This window comes from Nonomuraea sp. NPDC003754, from assembly GCF_053605785.1.
In genome coordinates, this window is record NZ_JBSGJX010000004.1 from 301,929 (window position 1) to 328,444 (window position 26,516).

Consider the following 26,516-nt stretch of genomic DNA (forward strand, 5'->3'; position numbering starts at 1 on the left):
TCCGGCGGAATCGGGCAACGGCACCACGCCGGGGCCGCGGGTGACCGGCCGGGGACCGGCCGAGGACCGGGCGGGGGTTACGAGAACGGGCCCGGCCGGACGAGCTTGGCGGCCTCGACGGCGTCCGTGGGGCCGGTACCGAACGACGGGCACAGCGCCGCCAGCGGGCACACGCCGCACGCCGGCCTGCGCGCATGGCAGATCCGCCGCCCGTGCCAGATCACCCGGTGGGAGAAGACCGTCCACTCCCGCCTGGGGATCAGCTCTCCCACGATGTGCTCGATCTTCACCGGGTCGGTCTCCTCGGTCCAGCCGAAGCGCCGCACCAGCCGCTGGAAGTGCGTGTCGACGGTCAGCCCCGGCACCCCGAAGGCGTTGCCGAGCACCACGTTCGCCGTCTTGCGGCCCACTCCGGGCAGCTTGACCAGGTCGGCGAGCCGGTTGGGCACCACGCCGCCGTGGTCGGCGCACACCGCCTGGGCCATCCCGATGATGCTGTTGGTCTTCGCCCTGAAGAACCCGGTGGACTTGATGATCTCTTCCATCTCGGCCCGGTCCGCCGCAGCGTAGTCCTCGACGGTGGGATATTTCGCGAACAGGGTGGGGGTGACCATGTTGACGCGCTTGTCGGTGCACTGGGCCGACAGGATCGTGGCCACGAGCAGCTCGAGCGGGTTGGTGAAGTCGAGCTCGCAGTGAGCGTCAGGGTAGGTCTCGGCCAGGATCCTGTTCATCTTCCGAGCCCGCCGTACGAGACCCAGCCGGGTCTCCGACCCCCGCTTACGGTTCGTCGCCATTCCGCAAGGGTATGGCCAGCGCGTTCGTCCCGGGAAACAATCCGTTGAGTAACGCTTTGGGGGGATCAGTCCGTAAACTCCGTGGTGGGAACGTCGTGGCGACCAGCAGGTGGCATCCCCTCAAGCCATTACCCATGGGTCACCTCTGACCTCTGCAGTGGGGTACGTCACAATGACTGCTGAGGAGGCAGAGTGAACACCGAAGACGTGCTGGGCAAGGCCCCCCTGTTCGCCGCGCTCGACCGTGAGAGCGCCGCGGCGCTGCGCACGAGCATCACCGAGGTTCAGCTGTCCAAGGGGCAGACCCTGTTCAGCGAGAACGAGACGGGTGACCGGCTCTACGTCGTTCTCGAGGGCAAGATCAAGCTGTCGCGCACCGCCCCCGACGGCCGCGAGAACCTGCTGAGCGTGCTCGGGCCGAGCGAGATGTTCGGCGAGCTGTCCCTGTTCGACCCCCGGCCGCGTACGGCCACCGCCTCCGCGCTGACCGACGTACGGCTGGCCGGTCTCGGCCACGACGACCTGCGGCCCTGGCTCACCGGCCGGCCCGAGGTCGCCCTCCACCTGCTGCGCGCGCTGGCCCAGCGGCTGCGCCGCACCAACGACGTGCTGGCCGACCTGGTCTTCACCGACGTGCCCGGCCGGGTCGCCAAGGCGCTGCTCGACCTGGCCGAACGGTTCGGCACCAAGACCGACGACGGCCTGCGCGTCCACCACGACCTCACCCAGGAGGAGCTGGCCCAGCTGGTCGGCGCCTCGCGCGAGACGGTCAACAAGGCGCTGGCCGACTTCGCCCAGCGCGGCTGGCTGCGCATCGAGGCCAAGGCCGTGGTGATCCTCGACATGGAGCGGCTGCACAACCGTTCCCGGTAGTCCCGGAATTCCGAGGGTTACGACCGGTCCAGGTAGTCGAGCTGGGCGCGCACCGACTGCTCCGCCGCCTGCCACAGCGACCGGTCGACGTCGGTGTAGACCGCCTCCACGATCTCGCGCGGCGTGGTGGCGCCCGCGGCGCGCGCCGCCCTGATCTGGTCGAGGCGCTGCCGCCGGTGGGCGATGTAGGCGTCGAGCGCGAAGACGGGATCGCCCAGCGCGGGCCCGTGGCCCGGCAGCAGCGTCTCCGCCTCCAGCTCCTCGGCCGTGGCGCGCAGCAGGTCGAGCGAGCGCAGGTAGTCGGCCAGGTTCCCGTCGTGCGCGATGATCGTGGTGCCCCTGCCCAGGACGGTGTCGCCGGTCAGCATGGCCCGGTCGGCGGGCAGCCAGAAGCACAGGGAGTCGAAGGAGTGGCCGGGCGTGCCGTACACCCTCAGCTCCAGGCCGCCGGCCTCGACCACGTCGCCGTCGGACAGCCCCTCGTCGCCCAGGGTGTGCCGCGGGTCGAGCGCCCGCACGGGCGCGCCGACCAGCTCGGCGAAGCGCCTGGCCCCGCCGCTGTGGTCGTGGTGGCCGTGGGTGAGCAGGATCGCGGCGACCCTGCGGTCGCCCACGTGCTCGGCCACCCTGCGCAGGTGCGGCTCGTCCTCCGGGCCCGGGTCGACGACGACCACCTCGGTCGTGCCGATCACCCAGGTGTTGGTCCCCTCGAGCGTCATCTCGGAAGGGTTGGGGGCCAGGATGTTCTCGGCGTGGTCGGTGCGCGTGCCGTCCGGGCCCGCCAGCGGGACGTGGAGGCCGCTCATGTCATCAGCCATATCCGGCCGTCGCGCTCGACGGCTCTCGGCATGATGGTGACGATCTTCCGCTCGGCGGCAAGGATCGCGTCGAGGTCCGGATGGCCCGCCAGCTCGGCGAGCGTCCGGTAGGTGGGCGGCATGAGAAAGATCTCCCCCTTGTGCGCCAGCTCGATCGCCTCGGCGGGCGGCTGCCAGACGACCTTGTCCGCCTCCCCGCCCACGTCGCGGGTGCGCTGCCCCTCGGGCAGCACGGCGACGAAGAAGCGGGTGTCGAACCTCTTGTGCTCCACCTCGGGCGTGATCCAGTGCGCCCACGGCTTGAGCAGGTCGGAGCGGAGCACCAGGCCTCGCCGGTCGAGGAAGTCGGCGAAGGCCAGGCTCCTGTCGATCAGCGCGAGCCGGTCGGCCTCCCAGTCGTCACCGGTGGTGTCGGCCACGACGGTGTCGGGGCCGGGCCCGGCCAGCAGCACGCCCGACTCCTCGAACGTCTCCCGTACGGCGGCGCACACCAGGCCCCTGGCGGTCTTCTCCTCGGCGTCGAACACCTCGCCCCACTCCGCGGGCGACGGCCCCGCCCACGCGACGGAGTGGTCGGTGTCGCGCGGATCGACCGAGCCGCCGGGGAAGACGTAGGCACCCGCGGCGAAGGCCATCGTCGCCTTGCGCCTGAGGAGGTAGACCTGCGGCCCCTCGCGCAGGAGCACCACCGTGGCGGCGTCCCGCGCGGGGACCGGCTGGACACGTCCTGCCAGGATGTCTCGTGCGCGCTCCCCGAACTCGCCGGGGAGCGGGATCCCGTTGTCCACATGACCTCCTCTAGAACATCACTCGGTCATGATGGACCTTCTTCTACACTTCCGCTATCAGCTCGACCTCGACCGGGGCGTCCAGCGGCAGGACCGCGACGCCGACCGCGCTGCGGGCGTGCACGCCCGCGTCACCGAGGACGTCCCTGAGCAGCTCGCTGGCACCGTTGCCGACCTGCGGCTGAGCGGTGAAGTCCGGCGCGCTGGCGACGAACACGACCACCTTGACGATCCGCTTGATCGCGGACAGGTCGCCGACCTGCGACTTGAGGGCCGCCAGGGCGTTGAGCGCGCAGATCCTCGCCAGGTCCCGCCCCTCGTCGACGGTCACCTCGGCGCCGACCTTGCCGGTCGTCACCAGCTTGCCGTCGACGATCGGGAGCTGACCCGAGGTGTAGACGTGGTCGCCCGAGCGCACGGCCGGCACGTACGCCGCCAGCGGGGCGACGACCTCGGGCAGGGTCAGGCCGAGCTCGGCCAGCTTCTCCTCGGGGTTCATGCCTTCTCCCTCTTGAAGTAGGCCACCAGGCCCTGACCGTCGGGACCCGGCACGATCTGGACGAGCTCCCAGCCGTCCGCGCCGAAGTTGTCGAGGATCATCTTGGTGTTGTGGATCAGCACCGGAGCGGTGAGATACTCCCATTTCTTCATGAGGGCCAGCGTAGTGAACAGCCCCCCTCCGGACCGCCGCGCGGTGGCCCGCGAGCGCGGCCCAGTGTGAGAAATCTCAAAGGCGGACGGCAAGTAACCGTTCGGTAGCCTGACAAGTGTGACTGCTACCGCTAGGGACACCGATTGGGACGGCGTGCGACTCCACGTCGTGACCGGTAAGGGCGGCACCGGCAAGACGACTGTGGCCGCCTCGCTCGCTCTGGCCCTCGCCTCAGGCGGTCGCAAGGTCCTCCTCGTCGAGGTCGAGGGCAGGCAGGGCATCGCGCAGATCTTCGACCTGCCGCCGCTGCCGTACGAGGAGCGCAGGATCGCCGTCGCCCCCGGCGGCGGCGACGTCCACGCGCTGGCCATCGACCCCGAAGAGGCCATGCTCGACTACCTCGAGATGTTCTACGGCATGCGCCGCGCCGGCCGCGCGCTGACCAAGATGGGCATCGTCGACTTCGCCACCACCGTGGCTCCCGGCTTCCGCGACGTGCTGGTGACCGGCAAGACCACCGAGGCCGTACGGCGGCGCGGCAAGAACGGCAGGCGCGTCTACGACGCCGTGGTGCTCGACGCGCCGCCCACGGGCCGCATCGGCCGCTTCCTCAACGTGACCGAGGAGGTGGCGGATCTGGCCAGGGTCGGTCCGATCAAGAACCATTCGGAGCTCGTGAGCGGTGTGGTGAAATCCGCCGAGACGGCCGTCCACTTCGTGACGCTCCTGGAGGAGATGCCGGTCCAGGAAACGCTCGACGGCATTGCCGAATTGCGTTCGGCCGGTCTTCCCGTGGGTGGAATCTTCATCAACATGGTGCGTGAATCACAGCTTCCCGAGGCCGTTCTTGACTCGGCTGTCAAGGGACGATTCGACGCGGCGGAGATCGCTCTGGGGCTCAAGGCGGCCGGTCTGGCCGATGGGGCGAGCGACGCGACGGCGGTGGCCGAGGCGCTGGCCGCGGAGGTCGTCGAGCACGCCCGCCGTACCGAACTGGAGAAGACCGAGCGCGCCACGCTCCGGAAGGCCACCGTGCCGTGCTACGAGCTGCCGCTGCTGGCCGACGGCGTCGACCTGGCGGGGCTGTACGAGCTGGCCGAGACCATCTGCGCCGAGGGCGCCGCGTGACCGAGCGGCGCGACACGGTCGTGACGCCGGCGAAGGAGGCACCGTGACCCGTACTCCCCCCGTTCTCGACGTCGACGCGATCCTCGACGATCGCGGCACCCGCATCGTCGTCTGCTGCGGCTCCGGCGGCGTGGGCAAGACCACGACCGCCGCGGCGCTGGGGCTGCGGGCCGCCGAGCGCGGGCGCAGGTCGGTCGTGCTGACCGTCGACCCGGCCCGCAGGCTGGCGCAGTCGATGGGCCTGACCGAGCTGGACAACACCCCGCGCCTGGTCCACACGGCGGGCGAGGGACAGCTGTTCGCCATGATGCTCGACATGAAGCGGACCTTCGACGAGATCATCGAGGCACACGCCGACCCCGAGCGGGCCCGCCAGATCCTGACGAACCCCTTCTACCAGTCGCTCAGCTCCAGCTTCGCCGGCACCCAGGAGTACATGGCGATGGAGAAGCTGGGCCAGCTGCGCCGCTCCGACGAGTGGGACCTGATCATCGTCGACACCCCGCCCTCGCGCTCCGCGCTCGACTTCCTCGACGCGCCCGAACGGCTCGGCCGCTTCCTCGACGGCCGGTTCATCAGGCTGCTGATGGCACCGGCCAAGGCCGGGGGGCGCAGCGCGTTCAAGCTGTTCAATGCCGGGTTCGGGCTGGTCGCCGGAGCGATGACCAAGCTCCTCGGCGCGCAGGTGATCAAGGATCTGCAGACCTTCGTGTCGGCGCTCGACGCGGTCTTCGGCGGGTTCAGGCAGCGCGCCGAGATGACCTACAAGCTGCTGCAGGCGCCGGGCACCGCGTTCGTGGTCGTCGCCTCCCCCGAGCGCGACGCGATGCGCGAAGCCTCCTACTTCGTCGAACGGCTCGCCGAGGAGCGCATGCCGCTGGCCGGCCTGGTGATCAATCGGGTGCACGAGTCGCCCGCGGTGGCGCTGTCGGCCACCCGCAGCGCGGCCGCCGCAGAGGAACTGGAGTCGAGGGGCGAGCACGAGCTGACCGCCGCCGTGCTCCGCCTGCACGCCGGGCGGATGCAGCTCGCCGCCCGCGAGCACCGCGAGCGCGAGCACTTCCTGTCGGCCCACCCCACCGTGCCGGTCGTCCAGGTCGCGGCCATGTCGGAGGACGTCCACGACCTGACCGGACTGCACGAGATCGGGCGGCTGCTGGCCACCGGAACGGAAGCGACCGTCCGGCACAGCGCCTGAACCGGCCCCGAGCATGACAGTACGGCCGGCGGGAATCCCGCCGGCCGTACTGTCATGACGTCAGCCGGCGATCAGCTCGTTCGTCCGCTCGTACTCCTCCTTCGCGGACTCCAGCAGCTCGCGCCAGGAGTCCACGTCAGGCCGCCGCCGGAGCAGCGCTCGCCGTTCCCGTTCCGTCATACCGCCCCACACCCCGAACTCGATGCGGTTGTCGAGCGCATCGGCGAGGCACTCGGTACGGACCGGGCATCCTCGGCAGATCAGCTTCGCCCTGTTCTGAGCGGCACCCTGGACGAACAGCGCGTCCGGGTCCGCACCCCGACAGGCGGCACGGGAGGTCCAATCCGTGATCCACATGTTTCGACCCCACTCCCCTTCGGTGGTTGAGTCGTCGTTTGGGGCCGACGGGCGCGGGCGCCGAGCCTCCGTATTCAGTTGCCGCAGAGGAGAACGTACGCAACCATGCCTTCGGGCCGACAGACCCCGGCAGGACCAATTTCTCGCCAGTACCTTGACCGGGAATGACTAGTCACCTCGCTCAGTCAAGGCGAAATGGCCTCCGGTTACCGATTAGGCAGCGCTTTCGACGTAGTCTTGGGTCTGTGCAAGCTCAGGGCAAAGACCAGTCGAACCCCATCGTGAACGTCGTGCGGCTGCTGGCCGCCGGCACGGCCGCGGGGGTGCTGACCGCCGCCATAGCCCTGCCCGCGGTGGGCGGGGTCGGCCTGACCGCCAAGTCGACCACCGAGACGCTGGCGCTGCGGCCGGAGAACCTGGACGAGCCGCCGCTCCCTGAGCGCACCGAGATCTACGACTCCACCGGCAAGCAGATCGCGCAGTTCTACTACCAGAACCGCGAGTCGGTGAAGATCAACCAGATCGCGCCCGTCATGCTGGACGCGATCATCTCGATCGAGGACGTCCGCTTCCGCGAGCACGGCGCCATCGACCTGGAGGGCACCGCCCGCGCCCTGGCCAAGAACGTCACGGGCGGCGGCGTGGTCCAGGGTGGCTCCTCGATCACCCAGCAGTACGTCAAGCTGGTGCAGTTCAACAAGGCCAAGACGAAGAAAGAAGCCATGGCGGCCATCGCGCCGACCCTGAACCGCAAGCTCAACGAGCTGCGCTACGCCATGGCCATCGAGGAGAAGTACACCAAGGACCAGATCCTCGAGAAGTACCTCAACATCTCCTACTTCGGCGCCAGCGCCTACGGCATCCAGGCCGCGGCCAAGCGCTTCTTCGGCAAGCCGGCCTCCGAGCTCGACCTGTCGGAGGCGGCGACGCTGGCCGGAGCCGTCCAGAACCCGGTCCGCACCGACCCGACGCTCGGCAAGACCGCCAGGGACAACCTGTTCAAGCGCCGCAACCTCGTCCTCGACACGATGGCCAAGTACGGCAAGATCACCCCCGCCGAGGCCGAGGCGGCCAAGAAGGAGAAGCTGGGCTTCAAGGGCACGAAGATCCCGGGCGGCTGCGAGGAGAGCAAGTACCCGTACTTCTGCCTCTACGTCAAGAACGAGATCCTCACCAACCCCGACTTCGGCGCCACCCCCGAGGAGCGCGAGAAGCGGCTCCAGCAGGGCGGCCTGCGCATCAAGACCACGCTCGACCCGAAGATGCAGCAGGCCTCGGAAACCGCGATCAAGAAGTACGTCTTCGCCAAGGACAAGCCCGCCGCCGCGCAGGCCATGGTCGTCCCCGGCACCGGCGAGATCCGGGCCATGGCCGCCAGCCGCAAGTTCGGCGACAACAGGAAGAAGAACGAGACCCTGATCAACCTGGCCGCCGACAGCAAGCACGGCGGCGGCGTCGGGTTCCAGCAGGGCTCGACCGCGAAGGCCTTCACGCTGGCGGCCGCCATCGAGAACGGCTGGAAGCTCGACGACGGCAACTCCACCGGCAAGACCTACGACGTCCCCGCCGTCGACAACACCCCGTTCCGCGACTGCAAGGGCCTCAGGGTCGGCTCGACGCACCAGGTCTTCAACTCCAGCGAGGGCGGCGGCGGCTTCAAGACCCTCAGGACCGGCACGCTCGGCTCGGTCAACACCTTCTTCATGAAGCTCGAGGAGCAGGTCGGCCTCTGCAAGGTCGTCAAGATGGCCGAGAAGCTCGGCATCAAGCGCTCCGACGGCGGCAAGCTCCAGCAGGTCCCCACCTTCACGCTCGGCGTCAACGAGATGGACCCGGTGACCGTCGCCAACGCCTTCGCCGTCTTCGCGGGCCGCGGCCAGTACTGCAGCCCGATGGCCATCACCGAGATCCGCGACCGCAACGGCAAGATCACCACGGCCAAGCCCAAGTGCAAGCAGGTCATGGACGAGGATGTCGCCGACGCGGTCAACGAGGTCATGTCCGACGTCTTCACCCGGGGCACCATGACCGAGGTCGGCGGCATCGGCAGGGACGCGGCCGGCAAGACCGGCACCACCGACGGCTACACCGCCGCCTGGTTCGCCGGCTACACCCCGAACCTGGCCTCCGCCGTCAGCCTCGGCGACCCGCGCGGCGCCTTCGACCACGACCTGACCAACGTCACCATCGGCGGACGCTTCTACAGCTACGTCTACGGCGCCACCATCTCCGGGCGGATCTGGAAGGACTCCATGCTCAAGTCGCTCCGCGGCGTCGAGCCCGTCTCCTTCACGCGCTACGACGCCGACAAGTTCGGCGGATGCACCAAGAGCTGCGCGCCCAAGCCGCCGAAGAAGGACAAGGACCGCGACAGGGACCGCGGCAACCCGTTCGGCCCGCCCGACGACGAGAACCCGCTGGACATCTGGGACAACGACGACAACGGCGGAACGATCACGCCCGAAGACTGACCCACCCCGACGCCGGAGGCCAGACCGCCTCCGGCGTCACCCGTTCCCGGGGGCGCTATCTACGCGTTCCCGGGGGCGCCGTCTGGCTGCTTTCCAGGGTCGCCCTGTTCCTAGGGCTCCGTCTGCTTGTCCTGGGGCTCCGTCTGCTTGTCCTGGAGGCGCCGGCTTCTGTACGGCAAGCCGTCCCACGGCCACCGTGGTCACCGCTGACCGCCCGTCCATCACGCCACTCCAGCGACGCCGACGACCCGCCGTGACGTGGCCGCCGGCCCGCGCCCGCCCGACCACGGACACCGCCGGCCGAACGGCCCGCCCACCGCACATGGACCGCTCGCCACACACCCACCCGCCAGCTGCATGTTCCGCGTGGCGCACACCCCCCGACAGCTGCACGTGCCGCTAACCACACCCGCCGCCGAGTGCACGCGCCGCTCGCCACGCCCACCCGCCAGTTACATGTGCCGCTTGGCGCCCACCCGCCCGCCAACTGCACGTGCCCGCTTGCCGAGTGCACGGGCCGCTCGCCGCACACCCACCTGCCGCGTGCACGGGCCGCTCGCCGTAGCGTCGTCCCCGGTGCACGGGCCGCTCGCCGTACTGCCGCCCACCGGGGGTGCACGCCGCGTGGAACGGGCGTGATCCCGCGCCCGGAGGCGGCGTACCCGAGAACCATCACGCCCCGGCTCCCCCTCCGAGACGGCAAGCCGGAGTTCGACGAGCAGGGGCGCCCGGCACTCCGAGAAAGCGCGGGGTCCGCCCAGAATGAGGGCGCGCCCGGGTTCTGGGATGAACCGGGCGTGCCCTCGTCCGCAGGAGCCCGTGGAAGCCCCTGGAAAGCAGGAGATTCTGGAAGCCTCTGAAAGCAGGAGACCTGGAAGCCCCTGGAAAGCAGGAGCCCTTGGATGCCCCTGGAAGGAGCGGGGGAAGCCCGGGAGGGGCTAGCTGAGGCGTGCGCGGACGATCTGGGCCACCCTGCCGCCCTCGGCGCGCCCGGCGACCTTGGGGTTGACGACCTTCATCACCTGGCCCATCGCCTGCGGCCCTGACACGCCGAGTTCGGCGACGGCCTCGTCCACGATGCGGCCGAGCTCGTCGTCCGACAGCTGCGCGGGCAGGTACTCCTCCAGCACCGCCTGCTCGTCCAGCTCCGCCTGGGCCTGCTCCTTGCGGCCCGCGTTGCCGAACGCCTCCGCGGCCTCACGACGCTTCTTGGCCTCCTTGGTGAGGACCTTGATGATCTCGTCGTCGGACAGCTCCCTGGCCTCCTTGCCCGCGACCTCCTCCACGTTGACCGCGGCCAGCGCCATGCGGATGGTCCGCAGGCGTACCTCGTCCCTGCTCTTCAACGAGGCCGACAGGTCGGCCTTCAGCTTGTCCTTCAATTCGCTCATGCGCTCCATCCTTTCAGGCATGATGAAGAGATGAGGAAAGCTGTCGCAATCCCCCTGTCCCTGATGGGCCTCGGTCTGGCCGGCCTTGGCTACGCCTCGGTCATCGAGCGCAACAGCTTTCGCCTCAGGCGCTTCGACGTACCGGTTCTCGAGCGCGGCCAGCGGCCCGTGCGCATCCTGCACCTGTCCGACCTCCACCTGACGCCGGGGCGGCGCATGCTCATCAACTGGGTGCGTTCGCTCGGCTCCCTGGAGCCCGACCTGGTGGTCAACACCGGCGACTCCATCGCCCACGTCGACGCCGTGCCGTCCCTGCTGCACGCCCTGGAGCCGCTGCTGTCGCGGCCCGGCCTGTTCGTGTACGGCTCGAACGACCTCTACGCGCCCAAGCCGAAGAACCCGGCCCGCTACCTCTGGCGTACCTCGAAGAACGACCGCCGCCAGCACGTCCCCTCCCTGCCGTGGCGCGAGCTGGGCGAGGGCATGGCCGCCGAGGGCTGGCTCGACATGAACAACACCACGGCCCGCATCAAGGTCGGCGACCTCGACATCGCCGTCGCCGGCATCCACGACTCGCACATCGACCGCGACCGCTACGACCTGGTCGCCGGCCCGGCGCCCCGCGACGCCGACCTCCGCCTCGGCGTCATGCACTCCCCCGAACCGCGCAACCTGAGCCGCTTCGCCGCCGACGGCTACCAGCTCCTGCTCGCCGGCCACACCCACGGTGGCCAGCTCTGCATCCCGTTCTACGGGGCGCTGGTCACCAACTGCGGCATCGACAGGGCGCGCGTGAAGGGCCTGCACCGGCACTCGTCCGCCTGGCTCCACGTATCGGCGGGGCTCGGAACCTCCCCCTACGCGCCGGTTCGGTTCGCGTGCTTCCCCGAGGCGTCGTTGCTGACATTGGTTCCGCGACGCTGAGGCGTCACATGTGGTTCGGAAGTCCGCTAGACTCGTGCAGGCACGCACAAGACGGGCGTGCACCGGGGTGTAGCGCAGCTTGGCAGCGCGCTTCGTTCGGGACGAAGAGGCCGTGGGTTCAAATCCCGCCACCCCGACCCAGAAGTACCAGCTCAAGGGCACTTTCGAGAAGTCGAAGGTGCCCTTTCTGCTTCCCTGAGTGTCTAAGTGCGTGACTGAGACTCCCAGGTCGGGAGCCAGACACCTGCCGACGAGCACCAGGACCAAGAGGCGACAGGTTCAAATCGATCTGATCCGGCATGGTGATGCGAACACGTGGGGCATACGCGTAGTCGAAGGACATGTGCGCCGATTCACGTATCTCGTTCTGGCCTCGTTGCTCTCGCTCTCGGCTTGCGCGGCTGATCCCGCCATCCAAGACGCACAAGGTCACGTGGATCAAGTCACGGACCTGCTGACTGGCTTCGATCCGTGGATCGCTGAAGATGTGGGCTATTACCTCACGCGTTTTGAGGAGAACGTCATGGTCCTGGACGTCTCCGGCAATGGCCGGGATGACCCGGGACGTGTTCGGATCAAAGTCCGGGGGAGGGACCGTACACCCCGCCCCCCGATGGTTCCGTCAGCGACGCCCACACCCAGAGCAGTGGTCATCCTCTGCTTCGATCTGGCGGTGATTCAGCCCGCGCGAGTAGACCAATTACCTCTCCGCGAGAGGAAGTTGCACCGGAGAGTAGACGTCACCGAGATCGACTGTCCGGCGAGCGCCCCGCCGCGCAGCTTCCGGCTACCGGCAAGGCTTCCGGCTCACACTGATTCATGGCTGAAGAAGCACCCGCCCACCGCTGACGATCTCGATGATGCCCGTAGCGTGGTATGGGGGCTGGACCTGGACCCGCGAATCCGCACGGACGTCGCCGAGCACGATGGCACGATCGGCGTCGCATTCCAGGAGCCAGATGGGAACTGCTTGTTCGCCCGCGTATGGTCGACCTACGTGCAGGTATGGAGTCCGTGGCGACCATGGATGCCTCCCGTAGTCCCCGCCGAACGCGCCTGCAGTGCCGCCCAGGCCGCGAGCGGTTACGTCTACAAATAGCGCAAGCAGCGCGAAGCCCCTCCTGGTGCCAGGAGGGGCTTCGTTATGTGACCTACTCGCCGAAGATTCGATCCATCGCCAACCACCGACCTGCCGGTTCGCGGCTTGCTCGCAGTGTGTGGGTGAGCCCGGCTGTGGGTGGTGATGACGCTCTGTGAGATTTCGCAAGCGCAAACAAACCCCTAGGGTAGATCAGATGCCCCCCGCCTTCCGTCGTTACGTCACCGCCGACGGCTTCAGCCAGTTCGGCACCCATGTCACGCGCGTGGCCCTCCCGCTGGTCGCGCTGCTGGTGCTGGACGCGGGCCCGTTCGAGCTCGGCCTGCTCAGCGCGGCCGAGATGATCGGCTTCCTCCTCTTCGGGCTGCCCGCCGGCGTGTGGGTGGACCGGTTGCGCAGGAAGCCCATCCTGGTGACGGCCGACGTGCTGCGTGCGGTCGCCCTGGTCACCATCCCGATCGCGGCGCTGTTCGACGCGCTCACGCTGGCGCAGCTCTACGCGGTCGCAGTGATCGTCAGCATCGGCACGGCCTTCTTCGACGTCGCCCACCTGAGCTTCCTGCCCTCCATCGTGACCAAGGAGCAGCTGCCCAAGGGCATGGGGACCCTGGAGTCCGTGCGCAGCCTCGCCGTGCTCTTCGGCCCGGGGCTCGGCGGCTGGCTCGTGCAGGTGCTCACGGCGCCCATCGCCATCGTGGCCGACGCGGTCAGCTACATGATCTCCGCCACCCTGCTGGCGACCGTCAAGGCCAAGGAGACCCCCTCCGGGGGGCGTGTGAGCCTGATGGAGGGCCTGCGCTACGTGCTCGGCCACCGCATCCTGCGCCTGATCGGCCTCGTCGGCGCCATGAACATGTTCATCAACGGCATCTGGGCCATCGTCCAGCCGTTGTACCTGGTCAAGGAGCTGGGCGTGAGCGCCACGGCCTACGGCCTGATGATCTCGGGCGCGGGGGCCGGCGGCCTGCTCGGCGCGCTCCTGGCGCCACGCGTGATCGCCCGCTTCGGTCACGGCCCCACGATGTACGGCGCAGCCGTCCTCATGCTGCCGCTCAACGTGCTCGTCGCCCTCACAGGACCAGGCTGGCGGCTCGCCCTCTTCCCGATCGGCATGGCGCTCATGTTCCTGGTCGGGGTCATGCTCAACGTCGCCCAGGGCAGCTACCGCCAGGCGATCTGCCCTGAAGCCCTGCGCGGCAGGATGAACGCCAGCCTCCGCTTCCTCATGTGGGGCTCGCTGCCGCTCGGCGGTGTCGTCGGCGGGCTGCTGGGCGAGGCCGTCACCGTTCACCAGCTCTTGTGGATCGCCTGTCTCGGCTCCGCGGCGGCCCACCTACCCTTCGCGCTGGCTCCCGCCGTACGAAAGCTCAAGATCACGGACGACGGCGGCCGTGTGGACGCCGACGCCAAGCAGGACAGCCGCACGTAGGGTTGACGATGTAGCGGGGCACTCGGTTCGCATGAACGTTGGGGCAGGCCAGATGCCCCCCAGTGTTACAGCCTGAGTGTCCAACTGCGTGACAACGACCAAGATTGATCACAAACGTTAATGGACGTTGGCGGACGGTCGAATGCAGGTCACAAGAGCTCTCACTATGATCCGTATATGTGTTCGATTTGCTTCGGGACGAAGAGGCCGTGGGTTCAAATCCCGCCACCCCGACCCAGAAGTACCAGGTATAGGCCACTTTCGAGAGATCGGAAGTGGCCTTACTCGTTGGCTGCGTGACTAAACTTCCAGTTTGCGCTCCATGATCGGGCTGATGCCGATCTCGATTCGGATGTCATCCACTAGCTCCCAGAGACTTTCCGAAGCCCGATCGGGTGGGTAGGCCAGGTACGACATGCCACGATTCATCCCCGCGGCCAGGCGTACAAGACAGTCGTCGAACGTCGCCAGAACGTCCTGCGCCTGGTCGAAGATCTCCCGCGAGCCGATAAGGATGAACTCCTCTAGAACCAAGCCCGCGTCTCGCTTCAGTTCATTCATCCGCTCGACTGATTGGGACGCGCCCGCTCCCGCCCACTCCTCATCAGTCACTGCATACAGTAAGCCCAGCCATCGGTAAAGAAGGGCGACCGAGCGCGCATAAGATCCATCTTGGTGTCTCCACCGACGCGCACGGAACGCCACACGGCAACGTGCGATGGAACCGGCGGATCTGCGTTCGGGTCGCCTTCCGGGTCTACGTGATCCCACGTGAGCGCTCGCAGTTGCACCGCCTCGGCTTGGGCGAGCGTGAGCGCCTTTGACGGGCGGTCATCGTCTCGAGCCCGCGCGCGGTGTCGCGGCCCAACAGATAGCGAATGGCCAGCTCGTAGAACCCGGCCCGGGACCTGGGCAGCATCTCCGCCTGCTCCCCGAAGACGCCCTCCAGGAACAGGTAGGTGATCATGGTGAGCAGCATGGGACTACGCGCCAGCTCCAGCACCGACCGGGTCTCGCCCAGCGCGGCGGTCAGGTGCTGCGCGCGCACGCCGTCCTTGACCGAGTGCTGGGGCTTGCGGTCGGAGCCGAATGTCCGCGATCACATCCCATGGCACGGGGGGGAAGGTTGAGGCGACTCGCTGATGCCGGGCCTGATCTCATCGTCACCAGCATGGAGGAACTGGTGCATCAGCTCGCCTAAGGCGTCTATGCCGGACCAGTTCCAGCCCCCTATGCTGCCGGAATGATCGACATCCGTCTCTTACGCGGTGCTCTTGCCGCGGGCATCGTATCGGCCGTGTTGACCGCTGCCCCAGCGTCCGCACAACAGGATGTCGAGGTCGACATCGAGTTGCCAGATGCTGACGTAACCCTGCACGAGCGCACCGAGGATCATCTGAAGGTCACTGCGTTCTCCCGCCTCGTGAGCGATTCGCGGGTCAACGCTTACCTCCGGGTTTCAGACGACGGCACCTTTGCGGAGAAGAAGGATTACACAACGCTGGTGCCAGCACCGAAGGGCGGCCGAGTGGCAGGGGTGCCCCAGTCCTCTCCGGGAAGGTTCGACTCCGTCGTGCTCTTCGATAGCAAGGGCAAGGCCACACGCATTCGTACTGTACAAAAACCGTTGCGTACCGCTAGCCCTCAGTGGTCGAGGGATGGCCGCAAGCTGGTACTCACCATCGAGAAGAAGCTGTCCACCGTTGGCTTTGCGACCGTTGATGTGGCTACGGGCGCAACGAAGATCGCAATGACCCGCAAAGCTCACCATTGGTCGACCTTTCAGTGGACACCCGACGGTAAGTACCTCGCCGCGCTGTACGAGAATCCGTATGCGGGTGTCCGGTTGTTCCGAACGGATGGACGGGTGCATCGCAGCCTTCCCAAGATTGGCTGGATCGCCGGCGACGATTCTTTCTCCCCTTCGGGGAAGAAACTGCTCACGGTGTGTCCTGCGCGCTACCAGGGATCCAGTTACTGCCTCTGGGACGTGAAATCCGGCAAGTTAGTACACCGAGTTAAGATCAATTTCCTGACCACACATGGCTGGTGGGACGAAAACCATCTGATCAGCGAGATCAGCGGCGAGGACAGCCGTGAGATCGCAGTGATCGATCTCAAGGGCAAGACCACTCGCGTTCTGGCGCACGACAGGACAAAGCTGGGGCGAGGTGTAAGCCTCGCCTATACATTCGAGCGTTAGCCCTGATCGGCACACTTGACCGGTGCCTGTGAAGCTTGCGTCGGTCTAGCGCCTAGATCGAAAGAGGTGCAACCACGTTGCTTCGACGCTGCGGGGCAGACCTCTACAAGCGTCACTAATGACCATCGTGCGGTCGCGGTAGGAGATGCGCCGAATGAGCGTCTGACCGCCTTCGCTACACAGCTCGTACTCGGCTTGCCGCAGGTAACGATGTCACGAACGCGCAGGCGGAGTCCACGGCCATGGGGTCCGCCGCCTGACCGTCCGGGATCGAAGGGTCTCGCGCCGGCCGAGATCCTGGTCCAGTCAGGCTGGGGGCCGTCCCCGTGTCAGACGTAACGGCTTTCCTCCGGGACGACGAGGCCGAGAGCGCCGACCCCTTGAACGCAAGATCAGTCCTGGCGGGTCTTCGTGCGGCTTGGAGGGTTGACGTCGGTCGGGCGGCGGAAGCGTCGGAGGCGTCCGGGATCCACGGAACGTCGACGAACGAAGCCTGTGCCCCGGCCCGGACGGTGCGGAGCAGGGGCACCTTCATGGCGAGAGCGGTGCGCCCCTGGCCGATTCCTCAGTGGTGGCCGGGCTGGGGGTTGCGGGGCATGAGCCAGACGAGGCCGCAGCAGGCGAAGGTGGCGGCGGCCACGACGGTCAGGCTGAGCGCGGCGCCGCCGGAGGTGTGGAAGTAGACGGTGGTGATGGCGGCCGCGCCGATGCTGTTGGCCAGTTGCTGGATGGCCGACAGGGAGCCGCTGGCGCTGCCGGACTGCTTCTGGTCGACGTCGCCGAGGGTGACCTGGTAGATGGAGCCGAAGCAGGTGCCCAGGCCCAGACCGGTGACGAACACCGGCAGGGCGAGCGCCAGGCCGGAAGCCCGGGTCTGCACGAACGCGAGCAGCACGAGGGTGCCGGCCAAGGTCAGGACCAGGCCGATGAAGACGAGGGTACGGCCCAGCCGGGCGATCAGCCGGTGCGCCGCGATCGAGGCGACGATGATGCCGGCCGCGATCGGCGCCAGGCCGAGGGACGCCTGGGTCGGGCTGTGGTGGAGCACGTCCTGCAGGAACAAGGAGAGGACGAGCAGCAGGCCGGAGACCCCGGCGTAGAAGACCAGCCCGAGGATCAGGCCGGAGGTGAAGCCGCGGTTCTTCAGCAGTGACGGCTCGATGAGCGGGTTGGCCGCGACGCGCTGGCGCAGGAAGAACAGGGCGAGGAAGCAGGCGCCCGCCGCCAGGGAGAGGATCGGGCGCGCGGTCCAGCCGTGGCCGGGGCCGTCGATCAGGCCGTAGAGCAGGCCGAGCATGGTCGCGGCGAGCAGGCCGGAGCCCAGGGCGTCCACCGTGACCGTACGGTCGCCGTCGTCGTGCGGCAGGAGCCGGGCGGCCAGGACGATGGCCAGACCACCGAGCAGGATGTTGATCAGGAACATGGCGCGCCAGCCGAGCCCGAACAGGTCGGCGTCGATGAGCGCGCCGGCGACGATGGGGCCGCTGATGGCGGACAGTCCGAGTCCGGGGACGAAGACGCTGAAGGCCTTGCCGATCTCCTCGCGGGGGAACACCGCGCCGAGGATGCCGAAGCCCTGCGGGATCAGCAGCGCCCCGAAGGCTCCTTGCAGGAGCCGGAAGACGATGGCGGACGCGGGACCGACGGCCAGGCCACAGGCGATGGACGCGAGAGTGAAGCCGGTGATCCCGATCAGGAACAGGCGGCGCCTGCCGTACTTGTCGCCGAGCCGTCCGCCGACCACGAGCAGGACGCCCATCGCCAGGGCGTAACTGGCGCCGAGCCACTGGATGAGAGCCTGACCGCCGTGCAGGTCGGCGGCGATGGTGGGGGCGGCGATATTGGTGATCGTCGCGTCGAGCAGGTCGAGGATCGCGGCGAAGAGGATGACGGCGAGGATGGCCCAGCGTCTGCGGACGAGGGTCTTCGGGGGCGCCGAGAGAGTGGACATGAGGGGTGCCTTAGGAGAAGGGCGGGCCTGAACGTCGGCCCGGCGGGGGTTGTCACTGCTGGAAGGCCGCGGCGTTGTCGCGGGCCCACCGCTCGAAGGTGCGGGCGGGCGTGCCGAGGAGGGTCTGGGTGGTGTCGGCGACGGCGGCGGGGGCGGCCGAGGCGGCGGCCCACAGGGCGAGCAGGGAGGCGACCATCGGGGCCGGCATGTACCGGCTCATCTGCTGCTCGGCCTCGGCGTGGGTGATCTGCACGAGGGGGATGTCCCGGCCGAGGACGTCGGACAGGACGGCGAGCTGCCGGCGGAAGGTGAGCGCCTGGCCGCCGGTGAGGGTGACCGCGCGGCCCTTGAGCGAGTCGCCGGTCAGCGCCTCGACGGCGATGTCGGCGATGTCGTCGGGGTGGATGGGCGCGATGTCGGCGTCGGGGTAGGCGAGCTGGATCGGCAGGTTCTGGCCGATGAAGTAGGCCCAGCCGAGGGCGTTGCTGGCGAAGGCGTCGGGGCGCAGGAAGGTGTGGGCCAGGTCGGAGGCGGCGAGGGCCTGCTCGACTTTCAGGCTGTGGGAGGCCAGGGGGTCGGTCTCGGCGTCGGGGCCGAGGACCGAGGAGGACGACAGCAGGACGACGTGCTCGACACCCGCGGCCTGGGCGCTCTTGATGAAGGCGTCGATGCCGGTGGGGTCGGGGTAGAGGAAGACCTGCCGTACTCCGTCGAGCGCGGCGTCGGTGGGGTGGTCGAGCGCGAGCTCGACGGCCTCGACGCCGGCGGGGACGGTGAGCTCGGCGGGGTTGGCGCTGGCGGCGCGGACGGGAAGCCCGGCGGCGTGGAGGCGGGCGATGATCGCTTGGCCGACCTTGCCGCGGGCGCCGGTGACGAGGATGGTCATGAGGAACTCCGTTTCGTGTTGATCGACACATGCATGCTGTCATGCACATACTTTCATGTCAACACATGTCTTCGGAGCCTCATGGATATACGATGGACGCGTGACGAATGACGAGCTACTGGACGCTGTGGGGCCGGCCTTCTCCAAGCTGCGCCGTACCTCGCTGCTAGAGGTGGAGAACCCGATCTCGACCAAGGACCTGAGCAGGACCCTCGTCCTCAACATCGTCCTGGAGCACACCCAGGGCGACGGCAAGGAGGTCACCGTGGGAGCGGTGGCGGAGGTGCTGGGAGTGGATCCCTCGGTCGCCAGCCGGATGGTCACCGACAACATCAAGGCCGGCTATCTGATCCGGGCGGCCTCCCAGGAGGACGGCCGTCGCACCGTCCTGCGGCTCAGCCCCGAAGGCCGCGAGCTCATGACGCGCTTCCGCCGCCACCAGCGCTCGGCGTTCGAGTACATCACCGCCGACTGGTCGGAGCACGATCGGCTGGAGTTCGCCCGCCTAATGCTCAAGTACGTCGACTCGCTGGCGCACCTGAACGAGAGAGCCCAGGCCCGCGACACGAAGGGCGCCTAGTCATCGTTCAGGCGCGTCGCCGCCCCAGTGCTCGAGGGCGCCCTCCTTCGGCTTGGCCGTGGAGGCCGGGGTCCACCTGACGAAAGTCAGGGTCAGGGGCGGCCGATCGGCCACTGTGTGGCACCCTGGCCGACTCCTAGCGTTCCTTCCCAGGGGACGAAGAGCTCGGAAGGAACCCGATGAAGGTGCGGAAGATCGCGGCGATGGCCGGTCTGGCCGGCGTGCTGCTGGCCACGGGGATGACGGCGGCGGGCGCCTCGACGACGGGGACGACGACGGCGGGCGCCTCGGCGGCGACGGGCGCCTCAGCGACGGCGCGCGCCTCGACGACGGCGGGCGCCTCAACGACGGCGCGCGCCTCGGCGGCACCGAAGAGCGCGGACCTGAGCGCGAGCGTGATCGACGACTTCATGCGCGGCTATGTCGAGAGGACCCGGCTGCCTGGCGCCGTGGTCGCCGTCACCAAGGGCGACCAGGTCGTCCATGTCGCGGGCTACGGCCACACGGCCGGCGGCGAGGCCATCACGAAGACGACGCCGATGCCGCTCGCCTCGGTGTCCAAGTCCTTCACGGCCTTGGCGGTGCTTCGGCTCGCCGACCAGGGCACGATCAGCCTGGACTCCCCCGTACGGACATATCTCCCCGAGTTCACCATGGCCGACCCGCGCGCCGAGAAGATCACCGTGCGCCAGTTGCTCCAGCAGACCTCGGGGATGAGCGACATGAGCTTCCCTGAGCTGACGCTCCCCGCGCCGGACACCCTCAAGGACGCCGTCGCGATGCTGCGGACCGCTCCGCTCGACACCGAGCCCGGCGCCAGGATGGCCTACCACAACCCCAACTACGCCGTCGCGGCGCGACTGGTGGAGGTGGTGGCGGGGATGCCGTTCGCGGACTACATGGCCACCGCGGTGTTCCGTCCACTCGGCATGACGTCCACCAGGACCGTGAACACCACCAGGGACCTGCCGGGTGAGGGCGCCGGTTACGTCCGGGCCTACGGGCAGCTCATCGGGCGCTCCCACCCGAAGTGGTTCGTCAGCGGCTCCTTCGGCGTCGTCAGCACCGCCGACGACCTGGCCAGATGGCTGATCGCGCAGAACGGCGCCGGCCGCGTCCTGCCCAGGAAGACCCTGAAGACCGCCCAGACCGCGTCCGGTGTGGCCGGCAGCACGTACGGCATGGGCTGGGTGGCCGGCAGGACCGCCGGTGGAGCGCCCCAGCTCCAACACACCGGCTGGCTGCTCACCCACAACTCCGCGCAGACGCTCCTCCCCGCGAGCCGGTACGGCATCGCCGTCGTCACCAACACGGGGATGATCTCCGGCGACGACGCGCTCCTCATCACCAACGGCCTGATCGACATCATCGAGGGCCGCCCCGACGCCGGAGCGGCGCCCTTCACCATGACCGCGGACCCCTGGCTGGCCGGCCTGACCGTGCTCAACCTCGGACTCGGCCTCCTGGGGGTCTGCCGTGCCCGCCGCTGGGCCCGCCGCCGCACGGGCCAGGCCGTCTGGCGCCCGCTGCTGCGGCTGCTGCCGTACGCGGTGCCGATCGTGTTCTTCTTCGGCCTCGCCGACCTGATCGGTCTCCTGATGCACAGGTCAGGCACGCTGGAGCAGATCACGTACGTGTGGCTCGCCCTGTACGTCTGGGCCGCCACGGCCGCGCTGGCCGCTGCCGCCGTCATCGTCTGCCGTCTCGTCCACCTCGTTGGTGTCCGCGGCCCTCGTGATTGGCGGCGCCGGAGGACCGCCCGCGGTGGCGCTCTGTCGTCGACGACATGAAACGGGTCGCCGTGAACCCGGCGTGCCCGTGTACTTATGGGAATCCAGGGCAGCGTGGTGGGTGGAGCCGTCCGGCCGGTCGAGGCCGGCGCGCACCGTGGCGGCCTGCAGGCGTGCCAACTGGTGGATGAGCCGGTGCCTGCGGTGACCGTCGTGGGATCGACCGCAGCTCCACGTGATGTGGACGGCGACGACGCGCATGCCCCGGCTGCTCGCGCGGACGTACTGTGGAAGTGGACATTCGCCACGCAGGGGAGGCGCGGGGATGGGCAAGACGGAGAAGGCCAAGGGCAAGGCAGAGGAAGTAAAAGGCGAGGTCAAGCGGGATGTCGGGGAGATGACCGGCAACCAGTCGATGCGGGCCAAGGGGAAGGCCGAGAAGATCAAGGGCAATCTCAAGCAGGCCGCCGAGAAGGCGAAGGACGCCTTCAAGAAGTGATCGAAGGCGAAGGACCGGCCACGAACCGCGTGGCCGGTCCTTCCGTGGCCGGCCTTGATAGGAGGGGCGTCGGCTCTCACCTCGGTGACGTCAGCTTGGTAGGGTCCGGCCATGCTGCGTTGCGCCATCCTCGACGACTACCAGAACGTCGCTCTCACCCTGGCCGACTGGACCGCCGTCGAGGCGAGGAGCATCCAGGAGCACATCGACTCGATCGACGACCTCGTCACGGCGATCGCCGACGACGAGATCGTGATGATCATGAGGGAGCGCACGCCGTTCCCCGCCGAGGTGTTCGCCAGGCTGCCCAAGCTGCGGCTGCTGATCACCTCCGGCATGCGCAACGCCTCCATCGACCTCGACGCCGCCCGAGCCCACGGCGTGACCGTCTGCGGAACCGGCGGTTTCTCCACGCCGCCCACCGAGCTGACGTGGGCGCTCATCCTCGGCCTGGCCAGGCACCTGATGCACGAGTCCGCCGCCATGCGCGCCGGCGGGCCCTGGCTGACCACCGTGGGCACCGACCTGCACGGCGCCACCCTCGGCCTGGTCGGCCTCGGCAAGATCGGCTCCCAGGTCGCGAAGGTCGCCCAGGCCTTCGGCATGGACGTCGTGGCCTGGAGCGAGAACCTCACCCGCGCGCGTACCGACGAGGCCGGCGTACGGCTGGCGCCCTCGCTGGAGGCGCTGCTGTCCGAATCCGCCTTCGTCTCCGTCCATCTCGTCCTGAGCGAGCGCACCCGCGGCCTGATCGGCGCCAAGGAACTGGCGGCGATGCGCTCGGACGCCTACCTGGTGAACACCTCGCGCGCGGCCATCGTCGATCAGCCGGCACTCATCCGGGCGCTGGAAAGCCGCGCGATCGCCGGCGCCGGCCTCGACGTCTTCGACATCGAGCCGCTGCCCGCCGACCACCCCTTCAGAGCGCTTCCCAACGTGCTGGCCACCCCGCACCTCGGCTACGTGACCATGGCCAACTACCGCACGTACTTCCGCGAGGCCGCGGAGAACGTCACCGCCTTCCTCTCCGGCGCCCCGCTCCGCGTCCTGACCTGAGCGCGACTCGCCGGCCATCAGGCCTGACGCGCCCGCCAGGAGCTCGGACCCATGCCGGCCCGACGCACCCGCCAGGAGCTCGGGCGCACCGGTCGGCTCCGGCGTCCGGCAGAGCGCGCGGGTTCGACGACCTGCCCGCGGACCCCGCCGCCGGAACCCGCCGGCGGGCCCTGCCGACGAACCCTGCCGACAGACCCTGCCGGCGGACCCTGCCGACGGACCCTGCCGGCGGGCCCTGCCGACAGACCCGCTGGCACGTGGACTTCCCCCGGGGACGCAGGGTGCCCCGAGGGGAGGTCGTCCGTCGAACAGGCGGCCCGCCGCGAACGCGGTCAGATCATCGCGACGAGGATTCTCCGGTTGCCGGTGTAGGCGTGGCGGCCGTGCATCACCAGCAAGTTGTCGATCATCATGACGTCGCCCTGCTGCCAGGGGAAGGCGCACTCGTTGCGCTTGGCGACCTCGCGGACCTGGCGAAGGTCGGCCACGTCCAGCGCGCTCCCGTCCCCGTAGGTGGCCTGCAGCGGCAGTTCCTCGTCGGAGGCCGCCATCTCCAGCAGGGCCTCGGCCTCGTCGTCGGGCAGGCTGGAGACGTGCCACTGCTCGGCCTGGTTGAACCAGACCTCCTCGCCGGTCTCCGGGTGGCGGCGGACGGCGGGGCGCACCTGCCGTACCCGCAACTCGTCGTCCTCCGTCCAGCGGAACTCAGCGCCGGTCTCGGCCAGGGCACGCTCGACCTCGTCCCGGTCGGCGGTCTCGTAGGTGTCCTGCCAGGACTTGCCCAGCCCGAAGCCGCCGTGCAGGTTCTGCAGGTAGGCGACCCCTCTGGTGGAGAAGCGCTCGCGCACGTCCGGCGCCAGGCCCGCCAGCACCGCGCGAGAGTCGGAGACGGGTGTGGCGCCGCCGGTGGCCGGGGCCTGGTCGCAGTAGAAGAACAGCCGCGACGGCCAGCGGTGCGCGTAGGACAGCTCGTTGTGCAGGGAGATCTCGTACTCCGCCGGATACTCGGTGGAGGTCCACACGCCGGTCTGTACGGCGACGCGGGGCGAGTTGCCGTGGCGGTAGTTGGTGAACGGCTCGCCGAAGGTGCTGACGAACTCGTGGAAGGCGGCCGGCGAGTCGACGCCGAGGCCGCGGAAGAGCACCGCGCCGTGCTGGAGCAGCAGTTCGTCGGCGGGCCCGCGCGCGGCGTCGTCCAGCACGGCGATCGTGGTCGCGCCCGAGGTGATCTTTTCCATGGTCAGTGCTCCTGCGGTTCGGGCATGCCCTTGGTGCGGGGGACGGGGGAGAGCGCCAGCACGATGATCGGGATCACGGTGCCCACGGCGCAGATGAGCATGGTCGTCCGCAGGCCGACGCCTTCGGCCAGCAGACCCATGAGGAAGGCCCCCACCGGCGCCAGGCCGAGGGCCACTGCCCGCTGCGAGGCCATGACGCGGCCCTGGAGGTGCTGCGGGGTGGCGCCCATGCGGAGCGTGGCGCTGGACACCATGGCGATCGGGCCGGTGACGCCGAGCAGGAACTGCGTGAGGCCGATCATGACGACGATCAGCCAGGTGGGTCCGGTGGCCAGGCCGACGAGGAGGAGCGAGAGGTTGCCGACGACGGTCATCCAGAAGAAGGAGGGCCCGATACCGATCTTCTTCATCGACCTGGTGGCCAGCAGGGAGCCGAGGATGGCTCCCGGGCCGCCGATGGCCAGCAGGATGCCGACCCAGTACTCCTCCATGCCCAGGCCCTTGATGACCCAGAGCGGCAGCAGCACCTCGATGCCGGTGTAGAAGAACATGTAGAAGCCGGCGGCGATCATGCTCGGCCTGATCAGCGGGTCACGCAGCACCCAGCGCAGGCCCTCGGCGATCGAGGAGAACACGCCCTGCTGCTCGGCGTTGCGCTCCGGCACCGGTTCGGGCTTGCGGATGAGCGCGCAGCTGATCGCGGAGACGATCAGCGTCACCACGTTGACGAGCAGCACCTGGGTCGCGATGAACGCGTTGACCAGCACCGAGCCGACGCTGTTGCCCACGACCCTGGCGACGGAGTTGCTCAGCTGGAGCTTGGCGTTGCCGTCGCCGATCAGCTCGCGCCCCACCAGGAACGGCAGGTGCGACATGTTCGCGACCTCGAAGAACACGAACAGCACGATGGACAGGAAGGAGATCGTGCCGAGCCAGAAGAGCGTGAGCATGTCGGCGGCGTAGAGCCCGACGACCGCCAGGAGGAGCACGCTGCGGCCGACGTCGGCGACGATCATGGTGGGCCGCTTGCGGAACCTGTCGGCCCAGAAGCCGGCGAACAGGAACAGCAGGAACGGCAGCCGCCCGACGGCGCCCAGCGTGCCCACTTCGGCCTCGTCGGCGCCCAGCAGGACGATGGCGATGAGCGGCATGGCCACCACGGTGACCTGGGCGCCGAACTGGGAGGTGCTGTAGCCGAGCCAGAGTTTGAGGAAGTCGCGGTGTTTCCAGAGGCTGGCCGGCTTCTCTTCTGCGGGCGCGAGCGCCTCAGTGGTGGGCGTGTCCGAGGCCACGGTCCATCCACCTCCTCCATTGGTTGGCGGTCCGGGTGACGTAGGGGTTGTAGAGCGCGCTGAACCGCGCGCCGGGGATGAGCCCGGTCTCCAGGTGCGGGATGACCGCCCGCCACCCGTAGTCCTCCTCGGGAGGAGCGTTGTCCTCCTCGGGGATCAGCAGGATCACCGGTCCGTCGAAGGTGTCGTGCTTGTAGCGCCCCACCGCGTGGGCGTTGGCGCGGAAGACCTCGACGTAGCGCTGGATCTGGTCGAGGTCGGTGCTCTCCGTCCGGAGCTGGCCTTCCTTGGTGGCCGCGTTGACGATGGCCAGCAGCCGCTCCGCCGGCTCCATCAGGCTCAGCTCGCGAGGGTCGAGCGAGGTGGCTCCGCCGGCCAGCGCGTGCACCATGAGCGCGGTGTCGTCCTCCAGCGTCGAGCCGACCACGGGCTCCTCCGCGGAGGACCAGGCCAGGAAGACGTACGGCACGTCGTGGCCGTCCTGGCGCAGCTTGCGGGCCACTTCGAGGGCGATGTTCCCGCCGATGCAGAAGCCGCCGACGAAGTAGGGGCCGTCAGGGAAGAGCTCGCGGATGTAGCCGGCGTAGCTCTCGGCCATCTCGTCGATGGTGGTCTGTACGGCGTCGCCCTCGGTCAGCCCGTGCGCGGGGATGGCGTAGACCGGCTGGTCGTCGCCGAGGTGCTGGGCGAGCGGCCGGTATCGGAAGACCTGCCCGCCGAGGGCGTGGATGAGGAACAGGGGAGGACGGTTGCCCGCGGTGCGCAGCGGCACGACCCGGCCCCGGGAAATCGGGTTGTCGCCTTCGTCCGCCAGGGCCTCGGCGAGCTGGGCGACCGTGGGCGCGGCGAGCACGGTGGCCACCGGGATCTCCCTGCCGAGCGCCTGCCGCATCCGCAGGGCCAGGCGAAGCGCCAGCAGCGAGTGTCCGCCGAGGTCGAAGAAGTCGTCGCGGATGCCCGGCGTTTCCACGCCGAGGATCTCCGCCCAGATGCCGACGAGGGTCTCTTCCAGCTCGTCCCTGGGTGCTTCGTACGGGGCTCGGGCCACCGGTGCCGGATCAGGGAGGGCTTTGCGGTCGAGTTTGCCGTTGGCGGTCACCGGCAACCGATCCAACACCGTGAACGACGACGGCACCATGTGCTCCGGCAACCCCTG

Annotated in this window: 25 protein-coding genes and 1 tRNA gene; 12 read left to right on the forward strand and 14 right to left on the reverse strand. The window is 68.8% G+C overall.

The features are described from left to right. Positions 1-77 precede the first annotated feature (77 nt). Positions 78-797, reverse strand: a complete 720-nt coding sequence (gene nth, locus ACWEVS_RS07810) for an endonuclease III (protein WP_449915422.1) — start codon at positions 795-797, stop codon at positions 78-80. A 192-nt stretch (positions 798-989) separates the two neighbouring features. Between nth and ACWEVS_RS07815 the strand changes: the two genes are divergently transcribed. Further along, complete coding sequence (locus ACWEVS_RS07815; protein WP_354907920.1) at positions 990-1,670, forward strand: Crp/Fnr family transcriptional regulator; 681 nt, start codon at positions 990-992, stop codon at positions 1,668-1,670. Between the two features lie 17 nt (positions 1,671-1,687). On the opposite strand, the gene ACWEVS_RS07820 is transcribed toward ACWEVS_RS07815, so the two are convergent. Genes ACWEVS_RS07820 through ACWEVS_RS07835 form a run of 4 tightly spaced genes read right to left on the reverse strand, consistent with a single transcriptional unit; the run spans position 1,688 to position 3,927 of the window. After that, entirely contained in the window at positions 1,688-2,476 is a 789-nt protein-coding gene (locus tag ACWEVS_RS07820) for an MBL fold metallo-hydrolase (protein WP_449915425.1), read from the reverse strand. Further along, positions 2,473-3,276: an NUDIX hydrolase gene (locus tag ACWEVS_RS07825; protein WP_354907922.1), complete on the reverse strand. Its 804-nt coding sequence runs from the start codon at positions 3,274-3,276 to the stop codon at positions 2,473-2,475. Before ACWEVS_RS07825 ends, ACWEVS_RS07820 begins: the two co-directional genes overlap by 4 nt. A gap of 43 nt (positions 3,277-3,319) precedes the next feature. Next, entirely contained in the window at positions 3,320-3,775 is a 456-nt protein-coding gene (locus tag ACWEVS_RS07830) for a RidA family protein (protein WP_449915431.1), read from the reverse strand. Beyond that, a complete protein-coding gene (locus ACWEVS_RS07835; RefSeq protein ID WP_354907925.1) occupies positions 3,772-3,927 on the reverse strand; it encodes a hypothetical protein in 156 nt (51 codons plus the stop codon). Before ACWEVS_RS07835 ends, ACWEVS_RS07830 begins: the two co-directional genes overlap by 4 nt. Positions 3,928-4,045: 118 nt before the next feature. Between ACWEVS_RS07835 and ACWEVS_RS07840 the strand changes: the two genes are divergently transcribed. Continuing rightward, positions 4,046-5,056, forward strand: coding sequence for an ArsA-related P-loop ATPase (locus ACWEVS_RS07840; protein WP_449915434.1), 1,011 nt, complete (start codon positions 4,046-4,048; stop codon positions 5,054-5,056). Positions 5,057-5,099: 43 nt separating this feature from the next. Continuing rightward, the gene (locus ACWEVS_RS07845) at positions 5,100-6,254 is read left to right on the forward strand and encodes an ArsA family ATPase (protein WP_449915437.1); all 1,155 of its coding nucleotides are present in this window, start codon (positions 5,100-5,102) and stop codon (positions 6,252-6,254) included. Positions 6,255-6,314: 60 nt separating this feature from the next. On the opposite strand, the gene ACWEVS_RS07850 is transcribed toward ACWEVS_RS07845, so the two are convergent. Further along, positions 6,315-6,611, reverse strand: a complete 297-nt coding sequence (locus tag ACWEVS_RS07850; protein WP_148036282.1) for a WhiB family transcriptional regulator — start codon at positions 6,609-6,611, stop codon at positions 6,315-6,317. Positions 6,612-6,892: 281 nt separating this feature from the next. Here ACWEVS_RS07850 and ACWEVS_RS07855 point away from each other — a divergent pair, with 281 nt between their 5' ends. Further along, entirely contained in the window at positions 6,893-9,082 is a 2,190-nt protein-coding gene (locus ACWEVS_RS07855; protein WP_449915439.1) for a transglycosylase domain-containing protein, read from the forward strand. A gap of 938 nt (positions 9,083-10,020) precedes the next feature. On the opposite strand, the gene ACWEVS_RS07860 is transcribed toward ACWEVS_RS07855, so the two are convergent. Then, the gene (locus ACWEVS_RS07860; RefSeq protein ID WP_452550472.1) at positions 10,021-10,473 is read right to left on the reverse strand and encodes a GatB/YqeY domain-containing protein; all 453 of its coding nucleotides are present in this window, start codon (positions 10,471-10,473) and stop codon (positions 10,021-10,023) included. A 30-nt stretch (positions 10,474-10,503) separates the two neighbouring features. Between ACWEVS_RS07860 and ACWEVS_RS07865 the strand changes: the two genes are divergently transcribed. From ACWEVS_RS07865 to ACWEVS_RS07875, 3 genes are all read left to right on the forward strand, one after another. After that, positions 10,504-11,397 carry a metallophosphoesterase gene (locus ACWEVS_RS07865; RefSeq protein ID WP_354907931.1) on the forward strand — a complete coding sequence of 298 codons (894 nt, stop codon included), beginning with the start codon at positions 10,504-10,506 and terminating at the stop codon, positions 11,395-11,397. A 63-nt stretch (positions 11,398-11,460) separates the two neighbouring features. Beyond that, positions 11,461-11,534, forward strand: a tRNA-Pro gene (locus tag ACWEVS_RS07870). Positions 11,535-12,692: 1,158 nt separating this feature from the next. Further along, positions 12,693-13,925 carry an MFS transporter gene (locus ACWEVS_RS07875; RefSeq protein WP_452550474.1) on the forward strand — a complete coding sequence of 411 codons (1,233 nt, stop codon included), beginning with the start codon at positions 12,693-12,695 and terminating at the stop codon, positions 13,923-13,925. Positions 13,926-14,225: 300 nt separating this feature from the next. Here the strand turns inward: ACWEVS_RS07875 and ACWEVS_RS07880 are convergent, their stop codons facing one another. Beyond that, positions 14,226-14,537 (reverse strand): hypothetical protein, encoded by a 312-nt coding sequence (locus tag ACWEVS_RS07880; RefSeq protein WP_452550475.1) that lies wholly within the window; start codon positions 14,535-14,537, stop codon positions 14,226-14,228. A 145-nt stretch (positions 14,538-14,682) separates the two neighbouring features. Next, a complete protein-coding gene (locus ACWEVS_RS07885; RefSeq protein ID WP_452550477.1) occupies positions 14,683-14,973 on the reverse strand; it encodes a hypothetical protein in 291 nt (96 codons plus the stop codon). Positions 14,974-15,168: 195 nt separating this feature from the next. On the opposite strand from ACWEVS_RS07885, the gene ACWEVS_RS07890 reads away from it, so the two are divergent. Beyond that, positions 15,169-16,128, forward strand: coding sequence for a hypothetical protein (locus tag ACWEVS_RS07890; protein WP_452550479.1), 960 nt, complete (start codon positions 15,169-15,171; stop codon positions 16,126-16,128). Between the two features lie 565 nt (positions 16,129-16,693). Here ACWEVS_RS07890 and ACWEVS_RS07895 read toward each other — a convergent pair. Further along, on the reverse strand, positions 16,694-18,079 hold the full coding sequence (locus ACWEVS_RS07895) for a DHA2 family efflux MFS transporter permease subunit (protein WP_452550481.1): 1,386 nt from the start codon (positions 18,077-18,079) through the stop codon (positions 16,694-16,696). Between the two features lie 52 nt (positions 18,080-18,131). Further along, positions 18,132-18,965 (reverse strand): NAD(P)H-binding protein, encoded by an 834-nt coding sequence (locus tag ACWEVS_RS07900; protein WP_452550482.1) that lies wholly within the window; start codon positions 18,963-18,965, stop codon positions 18,132-18,134. A 100-nt stretch (positions 18,966-19,065) separates the two neighbouring features. On the opposite strand from ACWEVS_RS07900, the gene ACWEVS_RS07905 reads away from it, so the two are divergent. From ACWEVS_RS07905 to ACWEVS_RS07920, 4 genes are all read left to right on the forward strand, one after another. Continuing rightward, on the forward strand, positions 19,066-19,545 hold the full coding sequence (locus ACWEVS_RS07905; protein ID WP_452419687.1) for a MarR family winged helix-turn-helix transcriptional regulator: 480 nt from the start codon (positions 19,066-19,068) through the stop codon (positions 19,543-19,545). 179 nt (positions 19,546-19,724) lie between these two features. Beyond that, positions 19,725-21,335, forward strand: a complete 1,611-nt coding sequence (locus ACWEVS_RS07910) for a serine hydrolase domain-containing protein (protein ID WP_452550483.1) — start codon at positions 19,725-19,727, stop codon at positions 21,333-21,335. A 265-nt stretch (positions 21,336-21,600) separates the two neighbouring features. Then, positions 21,601-21,774, forward strand: a complete 174-nt coding sequence (locus ACWEVS_RS07915) for a CsbD family protein (RefSeq protein ID WP_354907941.1) — start codon at positions 21,601-21,603, stop codon at positions 21,772-21,774. Between the two features lie 111 nt (positions 21,775-21,885). Next, complete coding sequence (locus ACWEVS_RS07920; protein WP_449915469.1) at positions 21,886-22,830, forward strand: D-2-hydroxyacid dehydrogenase family protein; 945 nt, start codon at positions 21,886-21,888, stop codon at positions 22,828-22,830. A 332-nt stretch (positions 22,831-23,162) separates the two neighbouring features. Here ACWEVS_RS07920 and ACWEVS_RS07925 read toward each other — a convergent pair whose 3' ends face one another. From ACWEVS_RS07925 to ACWEVS_RS07935, 3 genes are all read right to left on the reverse strand, one after another. Further along, positions 23,163-24,068, reverse strand: a complete 906-nt coding sequence (locus tag ACWEVS_RS07925; RefSeq protein ID WP_452550485.1) for a TauD/TfdA family dioxygenase — start codon at positions 24,066-24,068, stop codon at positions 23,163-23,165. A 2-nt stretch (positions 24,069-24,070) separates the two neighbouring features. Further along, on the reverse strand, positions 24,071-25,360 hold the full coding sequence (locus ACWEVS_RS07930) for an MFS transporter (protein WP_449915472.1): 1,290 nt from the start codon (positions 25,358-25,360) through the stop codon (positions 24,071-24,073). After that, positions 25,335-26,516, reverse strand: a 1,182-nt coding sequence (locus tag ACWEVS_RS07935) for a thioesterase domain-containing protein (RefSeq protein ID WP_452550487.1), incomplete at its 5' end; no start/stop codon positions are given. The genes ACWEVS_RS07930 and ACWEVS_RS07935, both read right to left, overlap by 26 nt.

Excerpts from the sequence above, each read along its gene's own strand:
- nth (WP_449915422.1), bottom strand. The coding sequence starts at position 797 with ATGGCGACGAACCGTAAGCGGGGGTCGGAGACCCGGCTGGGTCTCGTA.
- ACWEVS_RS07820 (WP_449915425.1), bottom strand. The coding sequence starts at position 2,476 with ATGAGCGGCCTCCACGTCCCGCTGGCGGGCCCGGACGGCACGCGCACC.
- ACWEVS_RS07830 (WP_449915431.1), bottom strand. The coding sequence starts at position 3,775 with ATGAACCCCGAGGAGAAGCTGGCCGAGCTCGGCCTGACCCTGCCCGAG.
- ACWEVS_RS07835 (WP_354907925.1), bottom strand. The coding sequence starts at position 3,927 with ATGAAGAAATGGGAGTATCTCACCGCTCCGGTGCTGATCCACAACACC.
- ACWEVS_RS07850 (WP_148036282.1), bottom strand. The coding sequence starts at position 6,611 with ATGTGGATCACGGATTGGACCTCCCGTGCCGCCTGTCGGGGTGCGGAC.
- ACWEVS_RS07860 (WP_452550472.1), bottom strand. The coding sequence starts at position 10,473 with ATGAGCGAATTGAAGGACAAGCTGAAGGCCGACCTGTCGGCCTCGTTG.
- ACWEVS_RS07865 (WP_354907931.1), top strand. The coding sequence starts at position 10,504 with ATGAGGAAAGCTGTCGCAATCCCCCTGTCCCTGATGGGCCTCGGTCTG.
- ACWEVS_RS07875 (WP_452550474.1), top strand. The coding sequence starts at position 12,693 with ATGCCCCCCGCCTTCCGTCGTTACGTCACCGCCGACGGCTTCAGCCAG.
- ACWEVS_RS07890 (WP_452550479.1), top strand. The coding sequence starts at position 15,169 with ATGATCGACATCCGTCTCTTACGCGGTGCTCTTGCCGCGGGCATCGTA.
- ACWEVS_RS07895 (WP_452550481.1), bottom strand. The coding sequence starts at position 18,079 with ATGTCCACTCTCTCGGCGCCCCCGAAGACCCTCGTCCGCAGACGCTGG.
- ACWEVS_RS07900 (WP_452550482.1), bottom strand. The coding sequence starts at position 18,965 with ATGACCATCCTCGTCACCGGCGCCCGCGGCAAGGTCGGCCAAGCGATC.
- ACWEVS_RS07910 (WP_452550483.1), top strand. The coding sequence starts at position 19,725 with ATGAAGGTGCGGAAGATCGCGGCGATGGCCGGTCTGGCCGGCGTGCTG.
- ACWEVS_RS07915 (WP_354907941.1), top strand. The coding sequence starts at position 21,601 with ATGGGCAAGACGGAGAAGGCCAAGGGCAAGGCAGAGGAAGTAAAAGGC.
- ACWEVS_RS07920 (WP_449915469.1), top strand. The coding sequence starts at position 21,886 with ATGCTGCGTTGCGCCATCCTCGACGACTACCAGAACGTCGCTCTCACC.
- ACWEVS_RS07925 (WP_452550485.1), bottom strand. The coding sequence starts at position 24,068 with ATGGAAAAGATCACCTCGGGCGCGACCACGATCGCCGTGCTGGACGAC.